The 22,222-nt window shown below is 58.1% G+C and carries 27 protein-coding genes and 1 pseudogene; 7 read left to right on the top strand and 21 right to left on the bottom strand.

The features are described from left to right. Positions 1–29 precede the first annotated feature (29 nt). Both GOX75_RS19455 and pip read right to left on the bottom strand, forming a co-directional pair. On the bottom strand, positions 30–851 hold the full coding sequence (locus tag GOX75_RS19455; RefSeq protein WP_171125952.1) for an ABC transporter substrate-binding protein: 822 nt from the start codon (positions 849–851) through the stop codon (positions 30–32). Continuing rightward, on the bottom strand, positions 848–1,825 hold the full coding sequence (gene pip, locus GOX75_RS19450) for a prolyl aminopeptidase (RefSeq protein ID WP_171125951.1): 978 nt from the start codon (positions 1,823–1,825) through the stop codon (positions 848–850). Before pip ends, GOX75_RS19455 begins: the two co-directional genes overlap by 4 nt. Positions 1,826–1,873: 48 nt before the next feature. On the opposite strand from pip, the gene ubiG reads away from it, so the two are divergent. Then, entirely contained in the window at positions 1,874–2,620 is a 747-nt protein-coding gene (gene ubiG / locus GOX75_RS19445; RefSeq protein ID WP_171125949.1) for a bifunctional 2-polyprenyl-6-hydroxyphenol methylase/3-demethylubiquinol 3-O-methyltransferase UbiG, read from the top strand. 2 nt (positions 2,621–2,622) lie between these two features. Here the strand turns inward: ubiG and GOX75_RS19440 are convergent, their stop codons facing one another. From GOX75_RS19440 to GOX75_RS19425, 4 genes are read right to left on the bottom strand one after another with little or no spacing between them, the layout of a single operon-like run. Further along, on the bottom strand, positions 2,623–3,063 hold the full coding sequence (locus GOX75_RS19440) for a MarR family winged helix-turn-helix transcriptional regulator (protein WP_171125947.1): 441 nt from the start codon (positions 3,061–3,063) through the stop codon (positions 2,623–2,625). Between the two features lie 16 nt (positions 3,064–3,079). Continuing rightward, entirely contained in the window at positions 3,080–3,910 is an 831-nt protein-coding gene (locus GOX75_RS19435) for a carbon-nitrogen hydrolase family protein (protein WP_171125945.1), read from the bottom strand. Beyond that, a complete protein-coding gene (grxC, locus tag GOX75_RS19430) occupies positions 3,910–4,167 on the bottom strand; it encodes a glutaredoxin 3 (protein ID WP_171125942.1) in 258 nt (85 codons plus the stop codon). The genes GOX75_RS19435 and grxC overlap by 1 nt, the downstream gene beginning before the upstream one ends. Before the next feature lie 37 nt (positions 4,168–4,204). Beyond that, the gene (locus GOX75_RS19425) at positions 4,205–4,969 is read right to left on the bottom strand and encodes a ComF family protein (RefSeq protein ID WP_174825893.1); all 765 of its coding nucleotides are present in this window, start codon (positions 4,967–4,969) and stop codon (positions 4,205–4,207) included. Between GOX75_RS19425 and GOX75_RS19420 the strand changes: the two genes are divergently transcribed. Next, a complete protein-coding gene (locus tag GOX75_RS19420; RefSeq protein WP_171125940.1) occupies positions 4,950–5,780 on the top strand; it encodes a methyltransferase domain-containing protein in 831 nt (276 codons plus the stop codon). The two genes, GOX75_RS19425 and GOX75_RS19420, sit on opposite strands and share 20 nt — an antisense overlap. A gap of 57 nt (positions 5,781–5,837) precedes the next feature. Beyond that, positions 5,838–6,887, top strand: a complete 1,050-nt coding sequence (gene hemH, locus GOX75_RS19415; protein WP_171125938.1) for a ferrochelatase — start codon at positions 5,838–5,840, stop codon at positions 6,885–6,887. Between the two features lie 75 nt (positions 6,888–6,962). On the opposite strand, the gene GOX75_RS19410 is transcribed toward hemH, so the two are convergent. Both GOX75_RS19410 and GOX75_RS19405 read right to left on the bottom strand, forming a co-directional pair. Next, positions 6,963–7,145, bottom strand: a complete 183-nt coding sequence (locus GOX75_RS19410) for a hypothetical protein (protein ID WP_108861641.1) — start codon at positions 7,143–7,145, stop codon at positions 6,963–6,965. 139 nt (positions 7,146–7,284) lie between these two features. Beyond that, positions 7,285–7,884 (bottom strand): L,D-transpeptidase, encoded by a 600-nt coding sequence (locus tag GOX75_RS19405; protein ID WP_171125937.1) that lies wholly within the window; start codon positions 7,882–7,884, stop codon positions 7,285–7,287. Between the two features lie 169 nt (positions 7,885–8,053). On the opposite strand from GOX75_RS19405, the gene GOX75_RS19400 reads away from it, so the two are divergent. Beyond that, a complete protein-coding gene (locus GOX75_RS19400) occupies positions 8,054–8,569 on the top strand; it encodes a CAP domain-containing protein (RefSeq protein WP_171125935.1) in 516 nt (171 codons plus the stop codon). Between the two features lie 66 nt (positions 8,570–8,635). On the opposite strand, the gene GOX75_RS19395 is transcribed toward GOX75_RS19400, so the two are convergent. The 7 genes from GOX75_RS19395 to GOX75_RS19365 all read right to left on the bottom strand — a co-directional run bounded on the left by GOX75_RS19395 (position 8,636) and on the right by GOX75_RS19365 (position 13,422). Then, a complete protein-coding gene (locus GOX75_RS19395) occupies positions 8,636–9,100 on the bottom strand; it encodes a PTS sugar transporter subunit IIA (RefSeq protein WP_171125933.1) in 465 nt (154 codons plus the stop codon). A 60-nt stretch (positions 9,101–9,160) separates the two neighbouring features. Continuing rightward, the gene (gene hpf / locus GOX75_RS19390; RefSeq protein WP_171125931.1) at positions 9,161–9,724 is read right to left on the bottom strand and encodes a ribosome hibernation-promoting factor, HPF/YfiA family; all 564 of its coding nucleotides are present in this window, start codon (positions 9,722–9,724) and stop codon (positions 9,161–9,163) included. Between the two features lie 253 nt (positions 9,725–9,977). Then, entirely contained in the window at positions 9,978–10,736 is a 759-nt protein-coding gene (lptB, locus tag GOX75_RS19385) for an LPS export ABC transporter ATP-binding protein (RefSeq protein WP_171125929.1), read from the bottom strand. After that, positions 10,736–11,227 (bottom strand): LptA/OstA family protein, encoded by a 492-nt coding sequence (locus tag GOX75_RS19380; protein WP_171125928.1) that lies wholly within the window; start codon positions 11,225–11,227, stop codon positions 10,736–10,738. The genes lptB and GOX75_RS19380 overlap by 1 nt, the downstream gene beginning before the upstream one ends. 3 nt (positions 11,228–11,230) lie before the next feature. After that, on the bottom strand, positions 11,231–11,830 hold the full coding sequence (gene lptC / locus GOX75_RS19375; RefSeq protein ID WP_171125926.1) for an LPS export ABC transporter periplasmic protein LptC: 600 nt from the start codon (positions 11,828–11,830) through the stop codon (positions 11,231–11,233). A gap of 12 nt (positions 11,831–11,842) precedes the next feature. Further along, positions 11,843–12,811 carry an SIS domain-containing protein gene (locus GOX75_RS19370; RefSeq protein WP_171125924.1) on the bottom strand — a complete coding sequence of 323 codons (969 nt, stop codon included), beginning with the start codon at positions 12,809–12,811 and terminating at the stop codon, positions 11,843–11,845. Continuing rightward, positions 12,808–13,422, bottom strand: a complete 615-nt coding sequence (locus GOX75_RS19365; RefSeq protein ID WP_171125922.1) for a ribonuclease D — start codon at positions 13,420–13,422, stop codon at positions 12,808–12,810. Before GOX75_RS19365 ends, GOX75_RS19370 begins: the two co-directional genes overlap by 4 nt. Positions 13,423–13,608: 186 nt before the next feature. On the opposite strand from GOX75_RS19365, the gene GOX75_RS19360 reads away from it, so the two are divergent. The 3 genes and pseudogenes from GOX75_RS19360 to GOX75_RS19350 form a co-directional block, all read left to right on the top strand. Further along, the gene (locus tag GOX75_RS19360; RefSeq protein ID WP_171125920.1) at positions 13,609–14,841 is read left to right on the top strand and encodes an MFS transporter; all 1,233 of its coding nucleotides are present in this window, start codon (positions 13,609–13,611) and stop codon (positions 14,839–14,841) included. A 34-nt stretch (positions 14,842–14,875) separates the two neighbouring features. Continuing rightward, positions 14,876–15,304, top strand: coding sequence for an Lrp/AsnC family transcriptional regulator (locus GOX75_RS19355; RefSeq protein ID WP_171125918.1), 429 nt, complete (start codon positions 14,876–14,878; stop codon positions 15,302–15,304). Between the two features lie 267 nt (positions 15,305–15,571). Further along, a pseudogene (locus GOX75_RS19350) lies at positions 15,572–16,042 on the top strand (flagellar basal body P-ring protein FlgI); the annotation flags it as partial. A 41-nt stretch (positions 16,043–16,083) separates the two neighbouring features. Here the strand turns inward: GOX75_RS19350 and GOX75_RS19345 are convergent. From GOX75_RS19345 to GOX75_RS19320, 6 genes are all read right to left on the bottom strand, one after another. Further along, positions 16,084–16,731, bottom strand: a complete 648-nt coding sequence (locus tag GOX75_RS19345; protein WP_171125916.1) for a DUF1523 family protein — start codon at positions 16,729–16,731, stop codon at positions 16,084–16,086. Positions 16,732–16,742: 11 nt separating this feature from the next. Beyond that, positions 16,743–17,009: a hypothetical protein gene (locus tag GOX75_RS19340; RefSeq protein WP_171125914.1), complete on the bottom strand. Its 267-nt coding sequence runs from the start codon at positions 17,007–17,009 to the stop codon at positions 16,743–16,745. Beyond that, the gene (locus GOX75_RS19335; RefSeq protein WP_171125912.1) at positions 17,010–18,347 is read right to left on the bottom strand and encodes a DUF6638 family protein; all 1,338 of its coding nucleotides are present in this window, start codon (positions 18,345–18,347) and stop codon (positions 17,010–17,012) included. Positions 18,348–18,588: 241 nt separating this feature from the next. Further along, positions 18,589–18,885 carry a hypothetical protein gene (locus GOX75_RS19330; protein ID WP_171125910.1) on the bottom strand — a complete coding sequence of 99 codons (297 nt, stop codon included), beginning with the start codon at positions 18,883–18,885 and terminating at the stop codon, positions 18,589–18,591. Between the two features lie 154 nt (positions 18,886–19,039). Next, positions 19,040–20,971: an ATP-binding protein gene (locus GOX75_RS19325; RefSeq protein ID WP_171125908.1), complete on the bottom strand. Its 1,932-nt coding sequence runs from the start codon at positions 20,969–20,971 to the stop codon at positions 19,040–19,042. 75 nt (positions 20,972–21,046) lie between these two features. Next, a complete protein-coding gene (locus tag GOX75_RS19320; RefSeq protein ID WP_171125906.1) occupies positions 21,047–22,165 on the bottom strand; it encodes a hypothetical protein in 1,119 nt (372 codons plus the stop codon). Positions 22,166–22,222 lie beyond the last annotated feature (57 nt).

Here is a 22,222-nt window from a genome sequence, read left to right as displayed (position 1 = left end):
TTCCCGAGTCTGCAACCCCCCGGCGGGAATTAAGCCAGCCACCACCGCTCGGCGATGCGGCCATCGTCCAGCGCACGCGCCTGTCCGACCTGACCCGGCATTCCGACACGAGCGGCCACGGCCAGCGCCATATCCGTCTCGCTTGGGAAAAAGCGCAGACCGCGTTGCCCCCTTAAATCGTCCTGCGCGGGCAGAGCGGCGACATCCACATAGCCATCCCGCAAAGCCTCAGCCCGAACACGCGCATCAGGGATCACGATAACTTCCAGCGCATCGACCCAGCCCGCCTGACCGCTTTTATAGTGACCGGCGACTTTGCGCCCCAAGAAATGCCGCCCGTCTTCGGCACGCTCGACCCGGTAACATCCGGTGCCGTTGGCCGCGCGCAATGGCGTTACGTCTTGCCCATTGCGCGTTATGACAAATCGACTGTCTGCCAGCAGAAACGGCAGGCCCGGATTAGCTTCCGCCAGTTCCAGCCGCAGGGATAAGGGCGAGGTGGCCTCAACACGCCCGACCTGTTCCAGCACGGCAAGAACGTCGGCAACGTCCAACGGGGCCTCATCATGGAACAGAACACCAGGGCGCAGATCGAAACGCCAAACCCGCGCGTTCGCATCGGTTTGCCAGCCTGTCGCCAATTCCGCGCGCAACGTGCCATCCGGCGCGATCTCGGTCAGCGTGTCGAACACAGCGCCACGCGCCACCTGTTCAAGGCTTTCGTCCCGGGGCACGGCCAATCGCAGCGTTCCGCCGGACTTGGGCGTGTTGGCCAATGACGCGCCGGTTGCTGCCAGCAGAGCCGCTGCTGCACCCGAAGCAAACAAGGCACGACGGTCCATACGGGTCATGCGATGCCCTCCGCCACGCGGTCCATGATACGCACCAACTCGGCGCTGATGCCCGGCTCGGACAGGGCATGGCCTGCCTGTCGCACCATCTTGAGCTCGGCATTGGGCCAGCGTTCCGCCAAGGACCACGCGGCCTGCGGCGGGCAGATCATGTCATACCGCCCCTGAACGATATGGCCGGGGATATGGGCGATCCGGTCCATCTGATCCAGAATCTGCCCGTCCTTCTCAAGAAAGGCGCTGTGCGTGAAATAGTGATTCTCAAGCCGTGCAAAGGCGCGCGCGTATTCGCCGGGGCTTTCACCCGTCGACCCGTGCGAATGGATCGAGGCCAGCGCGTTCTCCCACGCCGACCACGCCCGCGCATACAGGATTTCCGTCGCCCGATCGCCCGAGAACAAGCGTTTGTGATAGGCGCCTATCGTGTCCGACAACTCATCCTCGGTCAGCAGAGCAGTGAATTTCGCCCATTGCTCGGGCCAGAACTTGCCCGCGCCGCCGCCATAGAACCAATCCAGCTCGGCCTGCGTGGCCAGAAACACGCCGCGCAGCACCAGCCGGTTCACCCGGTCCGGATGCGCCTGCGCATAAACCAGCGCCAAAGTCGCGCCCCAACTGCCGCCAAACACCGTCCAATCGTCGATATCCAGCAGAGTCCGCAGGCATTCGATGTCATCCACCAGATCCCACGTCGTATTATCCACCACCGAGGCATGAGGCCGCGACCGGCCACACCCGCGCTGATCAAACAGAATCACCCGAAACACACGCGGATCAAAATACCGCCGCATCGCCGGGCTACATCCGCCACCGGGGCCACCATGCAACACGACAACCGGCAGCCCCTCGGGATTGCCGCATTGCTCCATATAAATACGGTGCCCATCGCCCACATCGACCATTCGCTGATCGAACGGGTCGATCGGCGGGTACAGATATTGAACTGCGCGCTTTTGGTCCGGGTACTTATCCATTAGGGCCCTATATAGTCTTTAAACGTAAAAGAGCACACGGAGACAGGAATGCAAGCGCATCCGAACACGGTGGACCCGTCCGAGATCGCAAAATTCGAGGCGATGGCGGCTGAATGGTGGGATCCCCATGGGAAATTCAAACCGCTGCACATGCTGAATCCGTGCCGTCTGGATTATATCACACAACAGATTGCGGGTGAATTTGACCGTGACCTGACGACCGCGAAACCATTCGAAGGCCTGCGCCTGCTGGATATCGGCTGCGGCGGCGGGCTTTTAAGCGAGCCGATGGCGCGTTTGGGCGCGACGGTCGTGGGCGCCGACGCCGCCGAGGGCAACCTACCCGTCGCCCGTATCCATGCCGAGCAATCGGGACTTGAGATCGACTATCGCCACACCACAGCCGAGGACATGGCCGCTGCGGGCGAACAATTCGACGTCGTGTTGAACATGGAAGTGGTCGAGCACGTAGCCGATCCATTGGGCTTCCTGACCGCCTCGCAACAACTGCTGAAACCGGGTGGGTTGCTGATCTGCTCGACCATCAACCGCAACCCGAAATCCTATGCGATGGCCATTTTCGGGGCCGAGGTCGTCATGCGCTGGCTGCCGCGCGGCACGCATGAATGGAACAAGTTCATCACCCCTGATGAGCTGTTCGACCTGCTGCGCCAATCCGGGCTGGACCCGGTCGACCGCAAGGGCTTCGTCTTCAACCCGATTCTGTGGAGCTGGTCGATCTCGGACCGGGATTTAAGCGTGAATTATGTGACGGCGAGTGTGAAGGCGGGCTGAGCTTACTCCCCCTCCAACTGCAACCGCAAATCCCTCAACACGGGCAGCGTGCCGCGGACACGCTCCAACCCCAGCTCTCCAACCACACGGTTAATCAGCGGGGCGATAGAGGAAATCGCCTGATCGCGGGCGCGGCGGCCGGCAGGGCTGATCGCGACCATTTTGCGGCGGGCGTCGTCCCAATCGGGGCGGATGTGGATGTATCCGGCCCATTCCAGCTTGGCCAATGTGTTGGTCATCGCCCCGCGCGTGACGTGGAAAGTGCTGGCCAGTTGTGCGGGCGTGCGTTCATCCCCCACGAAAACCAGATGATTCAGCACCGAGAAATGTGAGATTTCCATGCCCTTGGGCAGCACCCGGCTAAGCCGGTTGCGCAATAGCTGGTCGGCGGTCAGGATCTCGCTGAACAGCGTGACCGCAAGGGCATTGGTGTCGTCCGTCATTGGGTCCGGCTCTGGGTCAGGGGCCGTCAAAAGCCCGCAGGTGCGTCAATGAAGGCACGCGGCGGCGCGCCTCTGACACAGAACTATCATCCAAATCAAAAATGTGAATGCCCGGATCGGTACCTGCGTCGATGATGACCTCTCCCCACGGGGCGACGACCATGCTGTGACCGTAGGTATAGCGCGTTCTGCCACGGGTTTTGGGATGCTCTCCGGTTTGGGCCGGTGCCAGCACCCAAGCGCCGTTTTCAATCGCCCGGGCACGCAACAGCGATTCCCAATGTGCAGCCCCCGTAACTGGGGAAAACGCCGCAGGAACAGTCAAGATGCGCGCACCAGCCTGAGCCAGCGCCGCATAGAGGTGGGGAAAGCGGATATCGTAGCAAACGGTCAGGCCAACTTTGCCGAAGTCTGTGTCGGCAATCACGGCCCGGTCGCCGGGGCGGTAGTTTCGAGATTCCCGATAAGTCTCGGTCTCTGTGACCTGCACGTCAAACATGTGGATCTTGTCATACCGCGCAACGATCTGCCCCTGCGGGTCGATCATGATGGAACGGTTGGCAAAACGCCCGTCCGCGTCTTGAGTTTTGACCGCCAGCGAGCCGATCAACAGCCATACGCCCAGCGCCTGCGCGTGATCGCGCAGCCCGGCCAGCGTCAGGTCATCTTCTTCGTGCTGCAATACTTCACGCTGCCGCGTTGTCGAGGTCGAGACGCAGTTCGTTACCTCGGGGGTGAGGATGAACTGCGCGCCCTGTTCGGCCGCCTCGGTCATCAGGGCGCGCACCATCTTCAGATTTTCGGACGGATCATCCGACGAGGTGACCTGCAGCAGCGCAGTCAGCATCACGCGGCCAGAAGCCGGTCCAGCTTGCCCTGACGCTCCAGCTCATAAAGATCGTCGCAGCCACCCACGTGCTGCGTGCCGATGAAAATCTGTGGCACGGTGCGTTTACCACCAGCGCGCTTGATCATCTCGGGCTTGCGTTTGGGGTGTATCAAAACATCGACTTCTTTGAACTCAACGCCTTTCTGTTTCAGCAGTCGTTTGGCCGCGTGGCAAAAGCCGCATAGCGGAGAGGTATAGATTTCAACAGGTTTCATAATCCGTCCCTTGGGGTTTCACGTAATCTTCGACGAATTAGGCATCCTTGGCAACGCGCGCTAGGGTCAACACGAAAATATGATTTGCGCCAGATGCAAGGCAGACACTTGCACAAGCGGACAGCGTCGCGCCGGACGTCATCACGTCGTCGACCAGCAGGACATCCCGCCCCTGCATCCGGTGCCGCCGCTTGGGATGCGCAACAATCACGTCTTCCAATGTCCGCGCGCGTTCCGCTGCAGTTTTTCCATCCAGAATCGGAGTTCGGACGGGCCGAACCAAAAGGTCGGGACACACCTGAAATCCGGTTTCCCGCCCCACGTGGTGCGCCAACAAAGCGGATTGGTTGTATCGCCGTTTTAACAATCTGGTCCAATGCAGCGGCACCGGAGCGAGCAGCATGTTGTCACGAAACAAGTCACGCCCTGCCTGCACCATCCATCGCGCCGCCGGGCGCGCCAGTTCCGAGCGGTCACCATGTTTCAGCGCCAATATCAGCGCCCGCGCCCTGCCTTTGTATAAAAGAGCGGAACGCCCATCCCGCCACGGCCGGGAAACCTTCATGCAGTCATCGCATTCAATCCGGTGCCCGTCCGGATCACCGGGCAAGGGGACGCCGCAGCTTTCGCAGACGGTGCCCCCGATAAATGGCGTGTCGCTCCAGCAGGGTCCGCACAGGGCAAAGTCCGATTCTGTCAGCGCGCCGCATCCCAGACAGCGCGGCGGATAGATCAATTGGACGGCGGTTTGAATCCGCGGCCAGATGCGATAATTGCGCCTTATGAAGCTGCCTGACTCCAATGCACCCTCTTTGTTTGACCGCTTTGCCCTGACAAAGCATCGCGCCCGCGCGCAAGACGACGCATTGTTTTTGCACCGCGCCGCGATTGACGAGGTGCAGGATCGCCTCTCCATGGTTAACAAAAGCTTTACCGCCCCGGCGATCGTGACGCCCTTTGCGCATGTTTGGCAGGGTGTGTTGCCCAAAGCGCATATTGTTGCCGATGAAGATGTTTTGCGGCTGACGCCCGGCGCGCACGATCTGGTGGTACACGCAATGGCGTTGCACTGGGCTAACGATCCGGTCGGGCAACTGATTCAGTGCCATCGCGCGCTTAAACCCGACGGGCTGTTGCTGGTTGCGTGTCTGGGTGGGGAAACCTTGCACGAGCTGCGCACATCCCTGGGGAAGGCCGAGATCGAGGTCACCGGCGGCCTCAGCCCGCGCATTGCCCCGATGGGTGAGTTGCGCGATCTGGGCGGATTGCTGCAACGGGCGGGTTTCGCTCTGCCTGTCGCCGATACCGCGCGCCTGACTGCGGAATACCGCGACATAGTCCACCTGATGCACGATCTGCGCGCGATGGGAGAGACCAACAGCCTGTCCGAGAGGTTAAAGCACCCCACCCGAAAGCAGATCTTTGGACGGGCGCAAGACATCTATGCCGAAAATTTCGCAACCCCGCAGGGTCGTCTGGCGACAACTTTCGAATTGATCTGTTTGACCGGTTGGTCGCCCGATGAAAGCCAGCAAAAACCCCTGCGCCCCGGATCGGCACAAGCGCGCCTTGCCGACGCACTGGGAACAAAAGAAGGCAAACTGTCCGATTGACGGCGGGCTAATTCCGTTTATCTCAGCCCGAAACACGACGATTTCAGGAAGCATCCCATGTTTGACGCCACCCGCCCCGCTCATGCCCCCGACGACCACCCGAAGGTCAAAATGGGCCGCGTCGGTATTCTTTTGGCCAATCTGGGCACCCCGGACGATTACAGCTATTGGCCAATGCGTCGCTATTTGAACGAGTTCCTGTCGGATCAGCGCGTCATCGACTATCCGAAATGGAAATGGCAGCCGATCCTGCAAGGTATCATCCTGACCAAGCGGCCTTTTAGCTCGGGTGAGGCGTACAAGTCGATCTGGAACCACGACAAGGGTGAAAGCCCGCTGATGACGATCACCAAGGATCAGACGGCCAAGCTGCGCGAGGCGATGCAGGCACGTTATGGCGATCAGGTGATGGTGGATTTCTGCATGCGCTACGGCAACCCTTCGACCAAGTCCAAGGTGCATGAGATGGCGGCGGCAGGCTGTGACCGCATCCTGTTCTTCCCGCTCTATCCGCAATATGCAGGCGCGACGACCGCCACGGCAAACGATCAGTTCTTTCGCGCGCTGATGGAAGAAGCGTGGCAGCCTGCGTCACGCACCGTTCCCGCCTATTTCGACGAACCCGCCTATATCGACGCCTTGGCCGGTTCAGTCCAGAACGCCTATGCCGCGATGGAAACCAAACCAGATATTCTGGTCTGTTCCTACCACGGGATGCCGGAACGCTATCTGCAGCAGGGCGATCCGTATCACTGCCAATGCGCGAAAACGACCCGGCTTTTGAAAGAGCGTCTGGGATGGCAGGATGACCAGCTTGTCTCGACATTCCAATCCCGGTTCGGGCCGGAAGAATGGCTGAAACCCTATACAGTCGATCATGTTGCTGAGTTGGCGCGGCAGGGTAAGAAGAATATTGCCGTCATCGCTCCGGCGTTTTCCGCCGATTGCATCGAAACGCTGGAGGAGATCAACGAAGAGATCAAAGAAAGCTTTGAAGAGGCCGGCGGCGAGACCTTTACCTATATACCCTGCCTGAACGATGACGATTCGCACATCGCTGCGCTTGGCAAAGTGATCGAAGACAATCTGAAAGGCTGGTTGGACTAATTCGCCCCGGCCCTTGGGCATAAAAAAAGGCGGTGGAAAACTCCACCGCCTTTTCTTTGTATTGCGCTCGTCGAATTAGCTTGCTGCAACAGCTGCGGCAACCACAACCAGCAGGACCAGCGGCAGGATGATGCCCTGCGACGAACCCTGAGTTTCTTCGACAACAACAGGTGCTTCAACAACCGGCTCTTCCAGGTTGCCAGCATAAGCGGTCGATGCAGCAGCGGTCAGTGCAGCGGCGAGAACGAGTTTCTTCATATTAACCTCCAGAATACGCACGGTTTCATATATTGAAACCGCACACCCAAGACTTACCTCGTGTTTTTTTCTAATCAGCTATCCGACTGGAATGCAAATGGAACTTGCTCCAAAAGCGGGTTCGTGCGCGGAAATGTCGTCAAATAAGCAACACTTGCGTACCTACGTTCGCCATTGAAAACAACTCGGCAATATCCTCGTTAAACAGACCGATGCATCCGTTGGATGATCTACGCCCGATTTTACGTGTGTCATGTGTGCCGTGAATCCGATAGTACTTCCAGCTTAGATACAAAGCGTGCGTTCCCAACGGGTTATCCGGCCCCGGAGGGATATAGTCCGGCCATTCCGGATTTCTTTTCTTCATGGATGGCGTTGGCGACCAGCTTGGTCCTTCAACCTTGCGGATGACACTTGTGCGGCCACGGCGCGTTAATTCCTCGGTCAGTGGCACCGAAGACGGGTAGAGTTTGTAGACCGATTGATCATCTGACCAATAATGCAGCGCGCGTGATACCGTATCGACCAGAATGGCCCCGTTCCGCGTGTTCGAGAAATAAGGCTGCCAATCCAGCGCACGGAAGCCCGAAACGTTTCTACGGACCTGCGGTTCAGGTTCCGGCGCAGGGCGGAGCGGATCACCGGGGATGTACTGCGCGATCGCGGGCGAGGCTAAAACAGCCGAAGCGCCGGTTAAAAATCCACGGCGGGTCGTCGAGGGAATGAGCTTCTTGACCATATCAGGCGGTCCTTTGCTAAACCAAAGTTGAAAATCTAACGCATTTTATTGCCAGAATACCTCATTCGCAAATCAAACCGGCAGAATCACGCGAGAATCAGCTTTTGCAGGTTTGCCCAAGTCAGTCGGGCGCGCTATGCCGTAAGGCATCACAATCATCAGGTCGGCCATGACGCGTATTATTTCATTACTTTTCGTTTGCTTCGTTGCGCTGGCAGCGTGCACCCCCAGCAGCACCCCAACCTATGGGTCGGATGGTCGCCCGCTGCCGACGGTTTACAAGATTCGCGGAAACCCGGAAAAGTTGCAGTTCCGGATGCTTGATTCGGTGAACGCGCTGCGTCAGGCGTCGGGGCTGCAATCTGTGCAGTTGAACTCGCAGCTCAACGCTGCTGCGGCGACTCATTCCAAGGACATGGCGCGCCAGAACCGGCCATGGCACTTCGGATCAGACGGTTCATCGCCAATCGACCGCGCCGCACGCGTGGGGTATTTCGGTACTTTCCTGGGCGAAGCGATCTCGGAGACCTACGAGACCGAGACCGAGACACTGGCCGCATGGATGCAGGAGCCGGGTCCGCGGTCCGTGATCATGGACCCGAAAGCCACACAGATGGGCTTTGCCTGGCATCAGGAAAATGGCGGCAAAATCTGGTGGACTCTGGAAATGGGAACCGGCGGCTAAGACGCCAATCCATCCAAAAAAGAAAGCCCCCGAAAATCGGGGGCTTTTTTATTGTTTGTCAGTGGCTTATGCCGCTTGCATCGACTGCGCCTCGGTCAAGATCGCATAAAGCTTGACCGGATCGGGATTGGCCCGAAGCTTGGCGCAAACCGCAGTGTCCCGCAGCGTTCTAGACACCAGAGCAAGGGCCTTCAGGTGATCGACACCGGCCACTTCCGGCGCAAAAAGCGCAAACGCGATATCGACGGGCTGCCGGTCAACCGAGCCAAAATCAATCGGCTTTTCCAGCATGACAAACGCCCCGGAGACCTCTTCGACTTCGTTCAGACGAGCATGCGGCAAGGCCACGCCATGCCCAACACCCGTCGGCCCAAGGCTTTCACGTTCCAGCAAACTGTCCACAACTGTTTGCGCTTCAAGTCCCAGAATCCCGGCCGCAATATCGCCGATTTCCTGAAACAACCGCTTCTTACTGGAAGCGGCGGACAAAACACGTACTGCTTCGGGCTTTAGTATGCTCGAAAGCTCCATGATCACGCTCCACGGCAATGCCCCCGCTAATGCAGGGGCTAGCCTTGCTATTCTTGCCTGTTACGGATCGATCCAGCCGATATTCCCGTCGTCCCGACGGTACACGACGTTCAATCCGTCCTTGTTTTCATTCCGGAACACCAGCACCGGGGCACCAGCCAGTTCCATCTGCATTACGGCTTCACCAACACTCAGCGATGGGATCTTGGTCTCCATCTCAGCCACGATCATCGGCTGCAGAGATTCGGGTTCGTCAGCCGACTCCGATTCGTCAGAGGCGAGGATATAAGAGGATGCTCCAAAGAGTTCAACCGGCTCGGCCCGATCCTTGTGGTGGTCCTTCAAACGGCGCTTGTAACGGCGCAATTGTGTTTCCATCTTGTCGCAGCAAGCCTCAAAAGCTGCGTAGATTTCAGTTGCGTGGGCTTTGGCCTGAGCCGTCAGGCCGGTGGAAAGATGCACGGTAGTTTCGCACACATATTCATGCGCAGAACGGGAAAAGACGACATTGGCATCGGTCGGACGCTGGGCATATTTACCCACCACCTCGCCAAGTTCGGTCTGCACATGGGTCTGAAGTGCTTCACCGATGTCGATCTGTTTTCCGCTAATTTGGTAACGCATGTGATCTCCTTCACAATTCACACCCATTCTGACGCCGCAAATCGCGACGCGCTTGTTGATTATCGGGTGGGGGGTATCGACAATTTCCGCAGTAACCGAACCGCGCACCCTTCAGGGAAGGGGCATCGTGATCCAGAATTGAACCGTAGAAATGCCATACCCCAATTGAGGCAAGAGACGGCGGAAGAGTCAATCAAAACAGATGTGTATATACGCGATTTCCGCCATGCAGTCGGCACAGACCTGCGCAAACCTATGAAATTCGGAAATTTTCGCCCAAATAGACGCGGCGCACGTTTTCATTTTCGACCACCTCGTCCGGCGTGCCGGACATAAGGACCTGGCCGTCATGCAGAATATAGGCGCGATCCACGATCTCGAGGGTTTCGCGGACATTGTGGTCGGTAATCAAAACGCCGATTCCACGTTTCTTCAGATCCGCGACCAGATGACGGATATCCCCCACACTGATCGGGTCAACGCCCGCAAAGGGTTCATCCAGCAGCAGGTATTTGGGGTCTGCTGCAAGGCAGCGCGCGATTTCGACGCGACGACGTTCACCACCTGACAGGGCCAGCGCGGGCGCACGGCGCAGATGTTCGATCGAAAAGTCCGACAGCAGCTCTTCCAGCCGTTCCTTGCGGCGATGCGCGTGACTGACAGTGATATCCAGCACCGAGGCGATGTTGTCCTCAACACTCATCCCGCGGAAAATCGACATTTCCTGCGGCAGATAGCCGATCCCAAGACGCGCGCGACGGTACATCGGCAAAGTCGTGACCACCTGCCCGTCAATCGTGACGGTCCCCGCTTCGGGGAACACCAAACCGGCCACAGAATAGAATGTCGTCGTCTTGCCTGATCCGTTCGGCCCCAACAGAGCGACCACTTCGGACCGGTCCAACGTCATGGAAACGTCCCGGATCACCGTTTTCTTACGATAAGACTTGCGCAGTTTTTCAATTCTGAGGCCCGAGTTGCCCTCGGCAACAGTCAGGCTCGGACCGGCCATCAATTGGCCCCCTGCTGCAGAATGGTTTTGACGTTGCCCGTCATCGTCGCTGTACCGGTCGTAAGGTTCGCGTTCATCTGGTCGCCACTGATCGTACTTGGCCCCTGCGTCAGCAGAACATTGCCCTTCATGACGATCACGCCCGAGTCGATGGTGTATTCCGCCCAGTCACCTTCCGCAGCGTCCGGCGGGCTGACCAGAACGACATCCTCGGTCGCCTCCATGCGTTCAATCGCGGACCGATCTTCGTTGTAGATGACCAGAACACGTTCGGCTGTCAAGCGCATTTCGCCCTGGATTACGATCACATTGCCCTGAAACTCGGCCGATCCGTTTTCCTGATTCACGTTGAGCGTTTCTGACGTCACCTCAACCGGCAGGCTGGGGTCTGCCTTGACGGCCCCGAACGCGACCTGTGTTTCTTGCGCAGTCGCTGAAACAGCACCGGCTACAAGGGCACAACACGCAATGGCTAAACGAAAATCGAACACAGGTTATCTTTCTGCTTTTTCCGGCTCATACACCAACTTGACGCCATCTGTAAAAATAATATGGACCGGCCCGTCCTTTTTTTCAGTCCCAAATGTCATCCGGCCCGCGGAAAAGTTGCCAATTATGCCCGTTCCGTCGACCTGACCCGGTGTATCACCACGGATTTCGTCCAACGCCGTATTCAAAAGGTCCGTCGTAACCTTGATACCGTCTGTTGTAATTATAACCACATCGCCAACAAAGGTCGCGGTGTTCTTGTCCGGGCGGATCATCCCGGAATTTGAGTCCAGCGTGATCACACCCCCATCCGAAAGACCAAGCCGCCCCTTGAAATCAGACGCTGTCGGAACCGAGTTTTTGGTCCCCTGCGTCGCCTTTGTCGCTTCGATCTGAACCTCTTCGCCCTTGCGGGTGGTGCCGCGATAATTCGGCAAGGTCACGATCTGATCTGCCAGCCGTTCCTCGATATCTCTTTGCGTAAAGGGCACCGTTACGTTGGTTTCGATACTGCGCGACAAAAGGAAAACGGTGGACAGCAGCACGATAGCCGCCAGTGGCAGCAACACCTTGAGGAATTGCACCATGCGCGAATGACTGTCCACAGATCCGCCCTCTTATCCCAGCCCGACGCGCAGGCAGTCGTGAATGTGCAGGAGCCCCTCGGCTGAGCCGTCGGAGTCAGGCGAAACCACGAACAAAGAAGTGATCTTGTGGTCATTCATGATCGCAACAGCTTCTTCCGCCAGTGAATCGGGGCTGATTGTGGTCGGGCTTTCCGTCATGACTTCGGCGGTGGTCTTGTCCAGAAGCCCGTCCATGTGACGCCTCAGGTCACCATCCGTGATGATACCGGTCAGTTGACCTTGCGCATCTGTAACGCCAGCGACGCCGAACCCTTTCTGGCTGATCACGATCAACGCCTCGCTCATCGCGGTGTCAGCCGCCACCAGAGGCAGCGCGTCGCCTGAGTGCATCAAATCGCGCACGGTGGACAACTGGGCGCCCAATTTGCCACCAGGATGAAACGCGCGGAAATCCTCGGGTTTGAAATCGCGATGCTTCATCAGCGCAATCGCCAGCGCATCACCCATCGCCAGCGTCAGCGTGGTCGAGATCGAAGGCACCATGCCGAACCCGCAGGCCTCGCCCATCGACGGGATCAGCAGATGCACATCCGCCTGTGTCATCAAGGTACTTTCGGGTTTGCTGGACAGACCTATCAGCGGGATACCAAAACGGCGTGTAAAGGCCAGCAGGTTCGCAAGTTCGGGCGCTTCACCCGAGTTCGAGATGGCCAGAACCACGTCGCCTTTGGACACCATACCCAGATCGCCATGGCTGGCCTCGGCAGGGTGAACGAAATAGGCGGGCGTGCCGGTGCTGGCCAGCGTTGCCGCGATCTTATGGCCAATATGACCCGATTTTCCGATGCCGCTGATGATGATGCGGCCTTTGGCCTGCAATATCATTTGCACAGCATCGGCAAATTGATCGTCCAGGCCTTCGGCCAGAACATCCAACGCGCGGGCTTCGTCAGTGACGACTTGCCGCGCGGTTTTCAGGAAAGCTTCGGTATCGGTCATGAGTGCGCAAATATATCCGTTTCGGGCCAACCGGCGAGGTCGAGTTTCGCACGCATCGGCAGAAAGTCAAAACAGGCCTGGGCCATCTCGGTCCGGCCTTCGCGGGCCAAACGCCCGTCCAGCGCCTCGCGTAGGCGGTGCAGGTACAGGACATCCGAGGCCGCATATTCCAACTGCGCCTCGGCCAGGGTTTCCGCGCCCCAGTCGCTCATCTGTTGTTGTTTTGAGATATCAACACCGATGAGTTCCTGACACAGGTTCTTCAGCCCGTGGCGGTCGGTATAGGTCCGCACCAATCGGCTGGCGATCTTGGTGCAATAGACAGGTGCGGCCAGCGCGCCAAAGGTATGAAACAGCGCGGCAATGTCGAAGCGGCCAAAGTGGAACAGTTTCAGCACGTCGGTGTTTTCCAGCATGGCGCACAGGTTTGGCGCTGCGGTCTGGCCTTTTTCGACCTGCACAATATGGCTGTCACCATCCCCCCCGGACATCTGGATGACACACAGACGGTCACGATGCGGGTTCAATCCCATGGTTTCACAGTCAATGGCCACAACAGGGCCCATATCCAACCCGTCTGGCAGGTCGTTTTTATAAAGATGGTTTGCCACGGGGGTCTTCCTTTATGCCGTATCGCCCCCGAGATAGGAGGTTTGGCCCGTAAACTCAACGCCATCCATGGAATGCGACCAATATGCGCATGTTTCTTGCCCCTTGCGCGTTTGACTGGAAAATGGCGTTCTTTACCGGGCAACATCACCGTCAGAGCAATTGGGCGCAAAAGAAAGGCATTGCAGATGCTCAGCATCCTGCGAAACCGGGTTTACCGCCATTTACTGGCCGCGCAGATCGTGGCGCTGACCGGAACCGGATTGGCAACCGTTGCTTTGGGTCTTTTGGCGTTTGAGCTTGCCGGTGAAGCCGCCGGTTTGGTGCTTGGCACGGCCCTGACCATCAAAATGGTCGCTTATGTGGTGGTTGCGCCGATTGCCGCCGCTTTCGCCGAAAAGCTGGACCGGCGGCGAATGCTGGTCGCCCTGGACGTGGTGCGCGCTGCCGTTGCGATGTGCCTGCCCTTTGTAACGGAAATCTGGCAGGTCTACTTGCTGATCTTCGTCCTTCAATCTGCCTCTGCCGGATTCACACCGACCTTTCAGGCGACGATTCCGGACGTTCTCACGGATGAGCAGGATTATACCAAAGCTCTGTCGCTTTCGCGTTTGGCTTACGATCTTGAAAGCGTGGTAAGCCCGATCCTGGCCGCGCTTTTGCTGACAATCGTAAGTTTCGACAGCCTGTTCTGGGGAACGGGTCTTGGGTTTGTCGCATCGGCACTTCTGGTAACTTCGGTTGTCCTGCCCTCGCCCGAACCGACAAGACCCCGTGGCGTCTATGACCGCACGACGCGCGGTATCCGTTTATATCTGGAGACGCCCCGCCTGCGCGGGTTACTGGCGCTGAGCTGGGCAGCTGCCGCGCTAAGCGCGATGGTCATCGTGAACACGGTCGTGATCGTCCGGGCCGATTTGGGTTTATCGGAAAGCGCGGTAGCCATTTCACTTGCCGGATTCGGGGGCGGTTCGATGCTGGCCGCATTTGTCCTGCCGACGCTGCTGAACAGGTTCTGGGATCGCAGGGTCATGCTGACGGGAGCCTTCTTTGGTACCTTTTCCATGGCGATGGGGGCAGTGTTGTCCATTGGGGGCCAAATCACGCTGCCGACACTGATCCTGACTTGGGTCTGCGTCGGGTTCGGATATTCGGCGACCCTTACGCCATCTGGCCGGTTGTTGACACGGTCTGCCGCGCCCGAGGACCGCCCGCCCGTATTTGCCGCGCAGTTCACCCTATCCCATGCCTGCTGGTTGGTGCTTTATCCGTTGGCGGGCTGGCTGATGACGGTCAAAGGAGTAACACATGCCTTGGGCTGGATGGCGTTCGCTGCGGTCTTGGGACTGGCACTGGCGGTTCTGTTGTGGCCCACCAAAGACAGGAAAGCCGTTTCCAAAGAACACCTTCACAAGCCTTGAGCAACAGCGCAACTCTGCACTACACCTTTGAGCCATGGATCAACTGGACCGCCGCATCATCGCCGCCCTTCAACACAACGCTCGCGATTCAACCACTCGGATCGCGGCGAAGCTTGGCGTGGCAAGAACCACGGTGCATGAGCGCATCAATCGCATGGAGGAACGCGGCGTGATCGCCGGGTACTCCGTGGTGCTAAATACCCCCGAAGATGCCCCACGCGTTCAGGTTGTCGTTTTGCTTGAAGTGCAGCAGAAAGAAACCACGCGCATTATCAAGCGACTGGAGGCCTACCCCGAGGTCAAACTTTGCCTGTCCATCAATGGCGAGTTCGATCTGCTGCTGTCGGCCGAGGCCCCCCGGATCGAGGATTTGGATATTCTGGTCGATGACCTCGCCAAGATTCCGGGCGTCCTTCGGACCAATACCAGCGTTGTATTCGGGCGCAGGATCGACCGAATCTGAACAGCCGATAACTGTCTGTAAACCCTCGCACGGCTAGCTTGGCCCGGACTGATCAGAATCCCGGACCGGCAGAATGCCCATTCGAACGATCCTTGGACTGGCTTTTGCGTTGTACATCGCGCAAGCGGCGATAGCTTTAGCTTCCCCCCAGACGGCAGCGCTCTGTGATCGGGCGGCGCTGCGCGCAGCGCTGTCACACGATGTCCCTATTGACGTCCTGCGCGCCATAACTCGGGTCGAAACCGGACGCACACTGGACGGTCAATTCGCCCCGTGGCCATCATGCGCGATTCCGGGACAGTCGAGTTGAACATCGCCGCCACGCAGTCTCTTTCTACGGCACATGCGCTGGGTCGGATCGAAAACATTCTGGTGCAACCCGAGGCCAAGGCTCGGGTTGTGGTTGACCAACGTTCGGGCACGATTGTCATGGGGCAAGAGGTAAGGATTTCCCGGGTTGCAGTCTCTCAAGGCAACCTAACCCTTACTGTAGAAGAGGCCCCGATCGCCGTTCAGCCCAACCCATTCGCACGCGGCGAAACCGTGGTGGTCCCCCGAACCATCGCCGGCATCGAAGAAGACGAAGGCACCGGCCTAGCAGAGATACCCGAAGCCACGACGCTGTCCGAGGTTGTGGCAGGGCTGAACGCACTTGGGGTGTCGCCGCGCGACATGATAGACATCTTGAAAACGATCAAGGCCGCGGGTGCCCTGCATGCGGAATTCGTCGTCCGTTGAGTTTACCAGACACGGCCAAGGTCACGGCGCCCCAACGACCCCTATTTCGATTTCCAAGTATCCAGCCATTTCCTGAAGCTGCTGCTCTTTTCTTCGATTGCGTCGCCAGCGGCATAAAACCCATCTTCCACGTTCTCAAGCATCGGGTCGATACGGCGTTGCCGAAACCTGCGCCACCGCACCCAAATTGCCCAGAGGATCGAAAAGAACACTGTCAGGAAAATGATATTGAACCACGGGATCAATCGCACATCCGGGCTGTCTACCGGGCGCACCGACACCACATTGGGAAAGATCGACATAAGCTGATTGCGCCAGCCATAGTGGCGCAACACCACCCATTGCGGATCTGCTGCTGTTGAAACCAGATTGGTCAGCTCTGCCTGCAGATTAGAGCTGTCGAGCTTGAAATAGGGCGGCCATCCCCACCCGGTATCCTCGTTGCGGTAAACGCGCGGGGTTCCGTTAGGGCGGAACGTTTCAACGAACCGCACATCACGATTGACAGTTTGCGCGCCTTCCTGACCAGTATCCTGCTGCGCCCAGAAAATCGAATTCTCGCCAAAATCGACCCGGCGCACCTCGGTCTTGACGACCCGGACAACGTCCTGTTGCGGCAAAGTATACTCCAGTACTGCCGCAACAGACCCCCAAAAGAGTATGATAAACGCCCATTTAACATAGACCATCTGTCCGGCCCTCACATGAAATTTGTAATATATAACAACAGGGCGATTGCCCCAAGCGGGACGACATAGACACCCAGCAGCAGTTTCTTGCGGAAAGACCTGTCATATTGCCTCATGCCCCGCTTCAAAAAGGCTTCACGATCACCGGTAATTCCCTTCTTTTCCCAATGCGCAATCAATTTGCCGCGTCGAACCCAACGGGAATAAAGCGACAGAACAAAATAGATCACCGTCAGAATGATCAGCAAAGGGATCAAAAATCGCAGAGCGACGAACATTCAACCTCTTCCTACTGCGCCCCAGGGGCCAACGCGCGCGATGATATCATCACTTACCCGGTCCTCGCCGCTCATATCCGGTTCGTGACCGAACAGAGCCGCGCGCGCACCGGCTTTGTCCACCTGATACTCGCGCGCGAGGAAGTCGGCAACAAAGGCTTTCTTGGTTTCGGGCCAGGTTTTGTAGGTGCTGTAGAACAGTTCCTTGTGGCAGATGAACAATTGACGCGGGTCCAGCGGGGCCAGTTCGGCCAGCAGCATGTTCACAAGATCGCGGTTGGGCGTGTCCGCAGCGCGCAGCGTGTAGAAATAGGCCGGGTGATCCGAGGTGATGCGCGGCCAGGGCCCGCCATCTGTCGCCCAGCGCAACAATTCGGCAAGCCCATGATACGCCTCAGGCAAGCGATCCGAGTGGTTGCGCGCCAAACGCCGCATATCGCCGCGGTCCAGCCCAGTCAGATCGACACCGGCATCTGCCGCCGCAGCGATCGTCAGGAAATCCATCTTCTGTTGCAAAATAGCGGCCGAGTTCAGCCCACGAGCCTCGATGATCGTTTCGACCAACGCGTTATTTTCCAGAAACTGCGCGATCCCGTTGCGCTGCAATTGGTGAAGCAAATACTCCATCGGCAACCCGTCCGGCTTGTCGCCCATATAAACCGCCGCCGGATGATCCACATCCGCAAACAGATACAGCCCGCCGAAATGCGCCGTCCAGAAATTGCGCCGATCAAAGGCTGTATGGCGCAAGCGCACCGGGTTGCGGGTCACATCACCGGTGTCCCGTGCGGTTTCGATCATCTGAGCGATCAGGACATCGTCAAACCATGCGTCCTCCTCGGTCTTGAAACGTTCGACCATACCGGCCAACTGTTCAGCCTTGCGCAGGGTGCCGCCGACCGTATCTGCCTCAACCTCGATCCTGCGCAGGCTCAGCAGATCAGCAGGCGTGGTGAGTTCAAAGACAGAGTTCACCAACTCTCCGGCCACGGCATCCGTGGCGGTCAGGGCAAAAAGCTGCGCCTCGTTCATCTCGATGAATTCACGCAGGATACCGCGCGAGGTCGAGAATTTGACGTTCAGCAAAGGCGCGCGTTTCTGCTCGGTCGTCAGCAGGATGAACTGCCGGTTCACCCCGTTTGGATTGAGGTAGAGCGGGTCTTCAAACTCTTGTCCGATCTCAGGCGAGTAGCCCGAAATATCAACATGGAAATCCGTCAGGGCCGTAGTCTTGCCCGCCAGATGCTGCAACGCGCGGTTATACCGCTCGACCAAAGCCGGGCTAGAGATGTGGACGAGGTTGCCGAACATCAGGCCTTTTTCGATGAGGCGGATCATGAGATTTGCCTTTTCGATACCCACCGCCAAACAACAAGCAGAGATGTTAAGATTGCGCCCAACATGCACCCCAGCATTAAGAAGCTAAAGAAAACTTCGCGCGGTGAATCGGTAGCGCCACAAGTGCGAATGAAATCGAAATTCTCAGGCAGTAGCCCTTGCCAACCACAAATTGTGACTGTCATGAATACAGCCAAAAGGGCTGCAAATAAGGCTGCTGAGATGATCAATCTCAAGTTAGTCACCTCGCCATTCTGTTAAGACGAACAACAACCACAACCGCCAACACCAACAGCGGCAACGCAAAAGCTCGCGCGGTGATTTGCAGGTTGAACCCGATATAAGACACCAAACTGCCTTCAAAAAGGATCAGCGTTTCCTCCCATGTGGTGCCCTCGAACCCGCCGCCTGTGTTCACGCCGAACTGAGTCAGAAACAAAACCGCCACGGCTCCCAGAAACCCGAAGACGCCCCAGCGCAGAGGCAGGATCAGGCCAAGAACAAGGGAAAGACCAGAGATTGCAAGCGTTAAAGTCATGTCATTGCTTCCTTTTTCCGACGATGCGTTGTTGCATACGCACCTCCGGACAAAATCATCGCGAGCACGAACCAGAACAACGCCCGGACAAGGAAATGTGAAGGCAGGTCAATCAACGGTTTCCGCTCTCTTGAAGACGGGTGAATCCTGCCCATCATCCCTTCCCATCCAGATAGCGTCGCTTGGCCTCTTCCATCCGGCTCATCTCACGCACTGCGTTCTCGATAGCGACCTCGTCGCTCTTGTCGGCATAGCGGAATTCGCTGTCGGCGTAGCGGTTGATTTCCTGAATCACCATCTCGACCGTGATCGGCTGGCGCAGGTCTTCGATCATGGCTTTCTTGGTGTCATAGTCGCGGAACAGGAACAGGTCGGGGTTCTCCATCCACTCGTCGGGCAGTTCGAAATCCATCGCACGGACCTTGACCGCGTCGGTGATGTTCTTGATCGCGCGACCGGTGAACCGCTCATCCGCCTGCTGGATCGCCTTGAGGTAGGTGCCCAGCTTGGCGATCGTGTCCATCTGACCGATCTGACCCGAAACCTGATCATAGACCTGCAGAAGCGCATCCTCATGCGGGCGGGCGTGGCTTTCGAAACTGGCGGCGACGGCCTTTTTGATTTCCTGCGCAGCATAGGCGTCGTGCTCGCCCAGCGGGATGTCGTGGTTGCGGCCCATCAGCAAATGCAGGATGTCGATGTAATCCTCGCGCGTCTGCGGTCCGTCCACCAGGAACCGAGCTCCCGCCCGCTGGCGCAGGGCGTCGTCTACGTTTTCTGGATAGTTCGAAAACATGCCAAAGGTGCAGTTGCCGCGCACAACGGTGTTGGCCCCCGCAAAGCTCTCCATCAGCACGGCGGTAATCTCCAACTGCCCGGCCGAGGACTGCCGGTCGCCGCGTTTGCCCGCCAGTTGGTCGATATCGTCGATTGTGCCAAAGCCGATAACCGAGGGGTCGATGATCGTGTTGATAAAGGCCTTGGCGTTCTGGCCGGATTTACCCTGATAGCTGTCGATATTATCGGTGCTCAGGTTCTGATAGCGGAACGGATAGCCTGCGTTCTGGCAATACTCGTTAATCAGCCCGGCCATCATCTGAATAAGGGTGGTCTTGCCGGTGCCTGGTTTACCGTCGCCCATGAAGGTAAAGATGAACCCGCCAAGTTCTGCAAACGGGTTCAGGCGTCGGTCGAAATCATAGGCCATCAGCATCTTGGCCAGCTTCATCGCCTGATATTTGGCGATATGGTTGCCGACCACCTCATTCGGTTTCTTGAACGTCATGGTCAGGGTGGTGGATTTCGCCTTGGACGCCGGGTCAAACCCCCGGATGGTCAGGTCATCCGCCTCGATATGCCACGCGGCGTTCTGGAAGGGGGCCAGACGGCCAGCCGATTGCGCGCGCAGAGCGACCTTGTCCATCAATTGCTCGGCATAGGCGCTGGTGGCGGCGATCAGATGGGCGTCGTCGGGGGCATGTTTGGCAAGGGTTTGGTCCAGCTCCCACAGCGCGCCGTGCAGGGCAAGCTGGCCATTGTCGGTCAGAACTTCTTCGATCTCGCCCAAATCAACCGTGGTTTCACCCAGATGCGAAGACATCAGATAAGCCAAGGCATTGCCGAAGGTATGCGAGGTGATCAACGCTTCAGCCGTCAACAATTCGGAAAACTCGGTCTTGCGGGCAGCGGGCAGGTCGCCCGCCAAATTGGCCCGTTTCAGATCAGCCAACGGAGTCTGCTCAGCATAAGTCTCTGCCACGGCCACAGCGATGGCGATGGCGCGCCGAATGGCCTGCTGCGTGGTGGCCTGAGGGGGCGAGACCAACGTGTCGCCCTCATCCGAGGCTTCGATCCGTTCAACCAGATGCACTCCGTCCGCGCGCGCGGTGCGCCGTGTCACCAGCCCCGGCGTGGTCGACCGGAAACGCCGCCCCGTCGACACACCCGAGGACCGCTCGACCGCCACATCAACTGGTTTCGCAATCCGCGGCGCGTGTTCGAACCCGTTCAGCATGACGGTCGCTGCGGGATAATGTTTGCGAATATCGTCTTCGCGCAATTCCATCTGATCTGACGTCAAACTCATCTTATTCCTCGCAATGCCGGGCTGAGGCCCGGCCTACTCAAACTCCGTCGGGCGGGCTTCGCCCCGCCACCCGCTTCAATACCTCAACACTTGCCCGCTCTTGCTGACGACAAACTTGCGCACATCAGCGAACCCCGGCGGGTTGCGCTCGGCCAGCACCTGAAACGGGCGCTGAGGCAGGATGATCGAGCGCTGCGTGCGCGTGGCCCCGGTTTCGGCCCCCTGCCCACCGAACGGGTCCAGCGCAAACACCTCACGCTCAACGGTCGAGAACCATCCGGTGCGTTCTTCGATCACCTCTTCGCTTTCCAGCTCTTCCGTGGTCCAGGCCAAAGCCCAATCCTGCCCCTGCGGAGCCTGCGCGTCCTCCAGCACCTGCCGCAACGGACCGGATTGCTCGGTATAGGCCGAGGAATACATCGGCCCCACGTGGATGCGGCGCAGATGTTTGGGGTGCAGGTCGTCGAAATCCTGATCGAAGCCTTTGGCGATTGTCACCAATTTCAGGCCACCCAAGGACTGCGCCATCAGATGCGCCTGCACCTCGGGCCAGCGGCGTTGGTCTTTGGGCAGGGCCGTCTTGCCGCTATCCTCCAACTGCATCAGGTAGATGACCGGCAGATTGATCTGACTGTCATAGACCGCCCAATGGATCATGAACCTGCGCCGCTCACCCTCATTCCCGATCCAGTGGCATTCGGGATCATTGCGGGCCCAGAACAGCTGACCTTTCAGCAATTCCTCATAATAGAGCCTTTGGGACAGAGCGAATTGCAGCTTGTTCGGGATTTCCTGATCGCCAATAATGGTGCGGACCATGTCGGTTTTCAGGTCGTCTTCCGAGGGCATATTCGCCAGATGCACCTGCGCCTGCTGCGCGTCATTGGCCATGGTCAGCAGTTCCGCCGCCACCGGAAAGCCGCTGTCGCGCTTGTCCATCGCGAGGCTGCCAAAGAACCGCCCCGTATCGCGCCCGACCAGCAGGTATTTCATGCTGAGCGCGCGGAAGGTGTAGAGCAACCCCGAGAGGTAGCGTGACACGATCCGCACCTCTTGCTTGCTGATCGCGCCCTCCGCCTCCATCGTCGCGGCCACGCGCAGGAGGTGGACAGTGATCACCTCGAATTTGCGGAAATAGCGGCGCGAGGCGAAGGTGTCGGTCAGGCCAACATGGTCTTGGGTGGGGTTAGTCATCGGAGATACCTGAGCGCCAGTCTGTAACTGCGGTAATCAACTTTTTTGAAACAAACC

The organism is Ruegeria sp. HKCCD7251 (assembly GCF_013031165.1).
Lineage (GTDB): Bacteria > Pseudomonadota > Alphaproteobacteria > Rhodobacterales > Rhodobacteraceae > Ruegeria.
This window is presented reverse-complemented; position numbering and strand designations above follow the sequence as displayed.

Coding starts and splice junctions, on each gene's coding strand:
- GOX75_RS19355 (WP_171125918.1), top strand. CDS start 14,876: ATGGATCAACTGGACCGCCGCATCATCGCCGCCCTTCAACACAACGCT.
- grxC (WP_171125942.1), bottom strand. CDS start 4,167: ATGAAACCTGTTGAAATCTATACCTCTCCGCTATGCGGCTTTTGCCAC.
- lptB (WP_171125929.1), bottom strand. CDS start 10,736: ATGGCCGGTCCGAGCCTGACTGTTGCCGAGGGCAACTCGGGCCTCAGA.
- GOX75_RS19330 (WP_171125910.1), bottom strand. CDS start 18,885: ATGACTTTAACGCTTGCAATCTCTGGTCTTTCCCTTGTTCTTGGCCTG.
- GOX75_RS19345 (WP_171125916.1), bottom strand. CDS start 16,731: ATGGTCTATGTTAAATGGGCGTTTATCATACTCTTTTGGGGGTCTGTT.
- GOX75_RS19435 (WP_171125945.1), bottom strand. CDS start 3,910: ATGCTGACTGCGCTGCTGCAGGTCACCTCGTCGGATGATCCGTCCGAA.
- GOX75_RS19340 (WP_171125914.1), bottom strand. CDS start 17,009: ATGTTCGTCGCTCTGCGATTTTTGATCCCTTTGCTGATCATTCTGACG.
- GOX75_RS19325 (WP_171125908.1), bottom strand. CDS start 20,971: ATGAGTTTGACGTCAGATCAGATGGAATTGCGCGAAGACGATATTCGC.
- GOX75_RS19335 (WP_171125912.1), bottom strand. CDS start 18,347: ATGATCCGCCTCATCGAAAAAGGCCTGATGTTCGGCAACCTCGTCCAC.
- GOX75_RS19420 (WP_171125940.1), top strand. CDS start 4,950: ATGAAGCTGCCTGACTCCAATGCACCCTCTTTGTTTGACCGCTTTGCC.
- ubiG (WP_171125949.1), top strand. CDS start 1,874: ATGCAAGCGCATCCGAACACGGTGGACCCGTCCGAGATCGCAAAATTC.
- hemH (WP_171125938.1), top strand. CDS start 5,838: ATGTTTGACGCCACCCGCCCCGCTCATGCCCCCGACGACCACCCGAAG.
- GOX75_RS19455 (WP_171125952.1), bottom strand. CDS start 851: ATGACCCGTATGGACCGTCGTGCCTTGTTTGCTTCGGGTGCAGCAGCG.
- pip (WP_171125951.1), bottom strand. CDS start 1,825: ATGGATAAGTACCCGGACCAAAAGCGCGCAGTTCAATATCTGTACCCG.
- GOX75_RS19395 (WP_171125933.1), bottom strand. CDS start 9,100: ATGGAGCTTTCGAGCATACTAAAGCCCGAAGCAGTACGTGTTTTGTCC.
- hpf (WP_171125931.1), bottom strand. CDS start 9,724: ATGCGTTACCAAATTAGCGGAAAACAGATCGACATCGGTGAAGCACTT.
- GOX75_RS19410 (WP_108861641.1), bottom strand. CDS start 7,145: ATGAAGAAACTCGTTCTCGCCGCTGCACTGACCGCTGCTGCATCGACC.
- GOX75_RS19405 (WP_171125937.1), bottom strand. CDS start 7,884: ATGGTCAAGAAGCTCATTCCCTCGACGACCCGCCGTGGATTTTTAACC.
- GOX75_RS19360 (WP_171125920.1), top strand. CDS start 13,609: ATGCTCAGCATCCTGCGAAACCGGGTTTACCGCCATTTACTGGCCGCG.
- GOX75_RS19400 (WP_171125935.1), top strand. CDS start 8,054: ATGACGCGTATTATTTCATTACTTTTCGTTTGCTTCGTTGCGCTGGCA.
- GOX75_RS19320 (WP_171125906.1), bottom strand. CDS start 22,165: ATGACTAACCCCACCCAAGACCATGTTGGCCTGACCGACACCTTCGCC.
- GOX75_RS19440 (WP_171125947.1), bottom strand. CDS start 3,063: ATGACGGACGACACCAATGCCCTTGCGGTCACGCTGTTCAGCGAGATC.
- GOX75_RS19370 (WP_171125924.1), bottom strand. CDS start 12,811: ATGACCGATACCGAAGCTTTCCTGAAAACCGCGCGGCAAGTCGTCACT.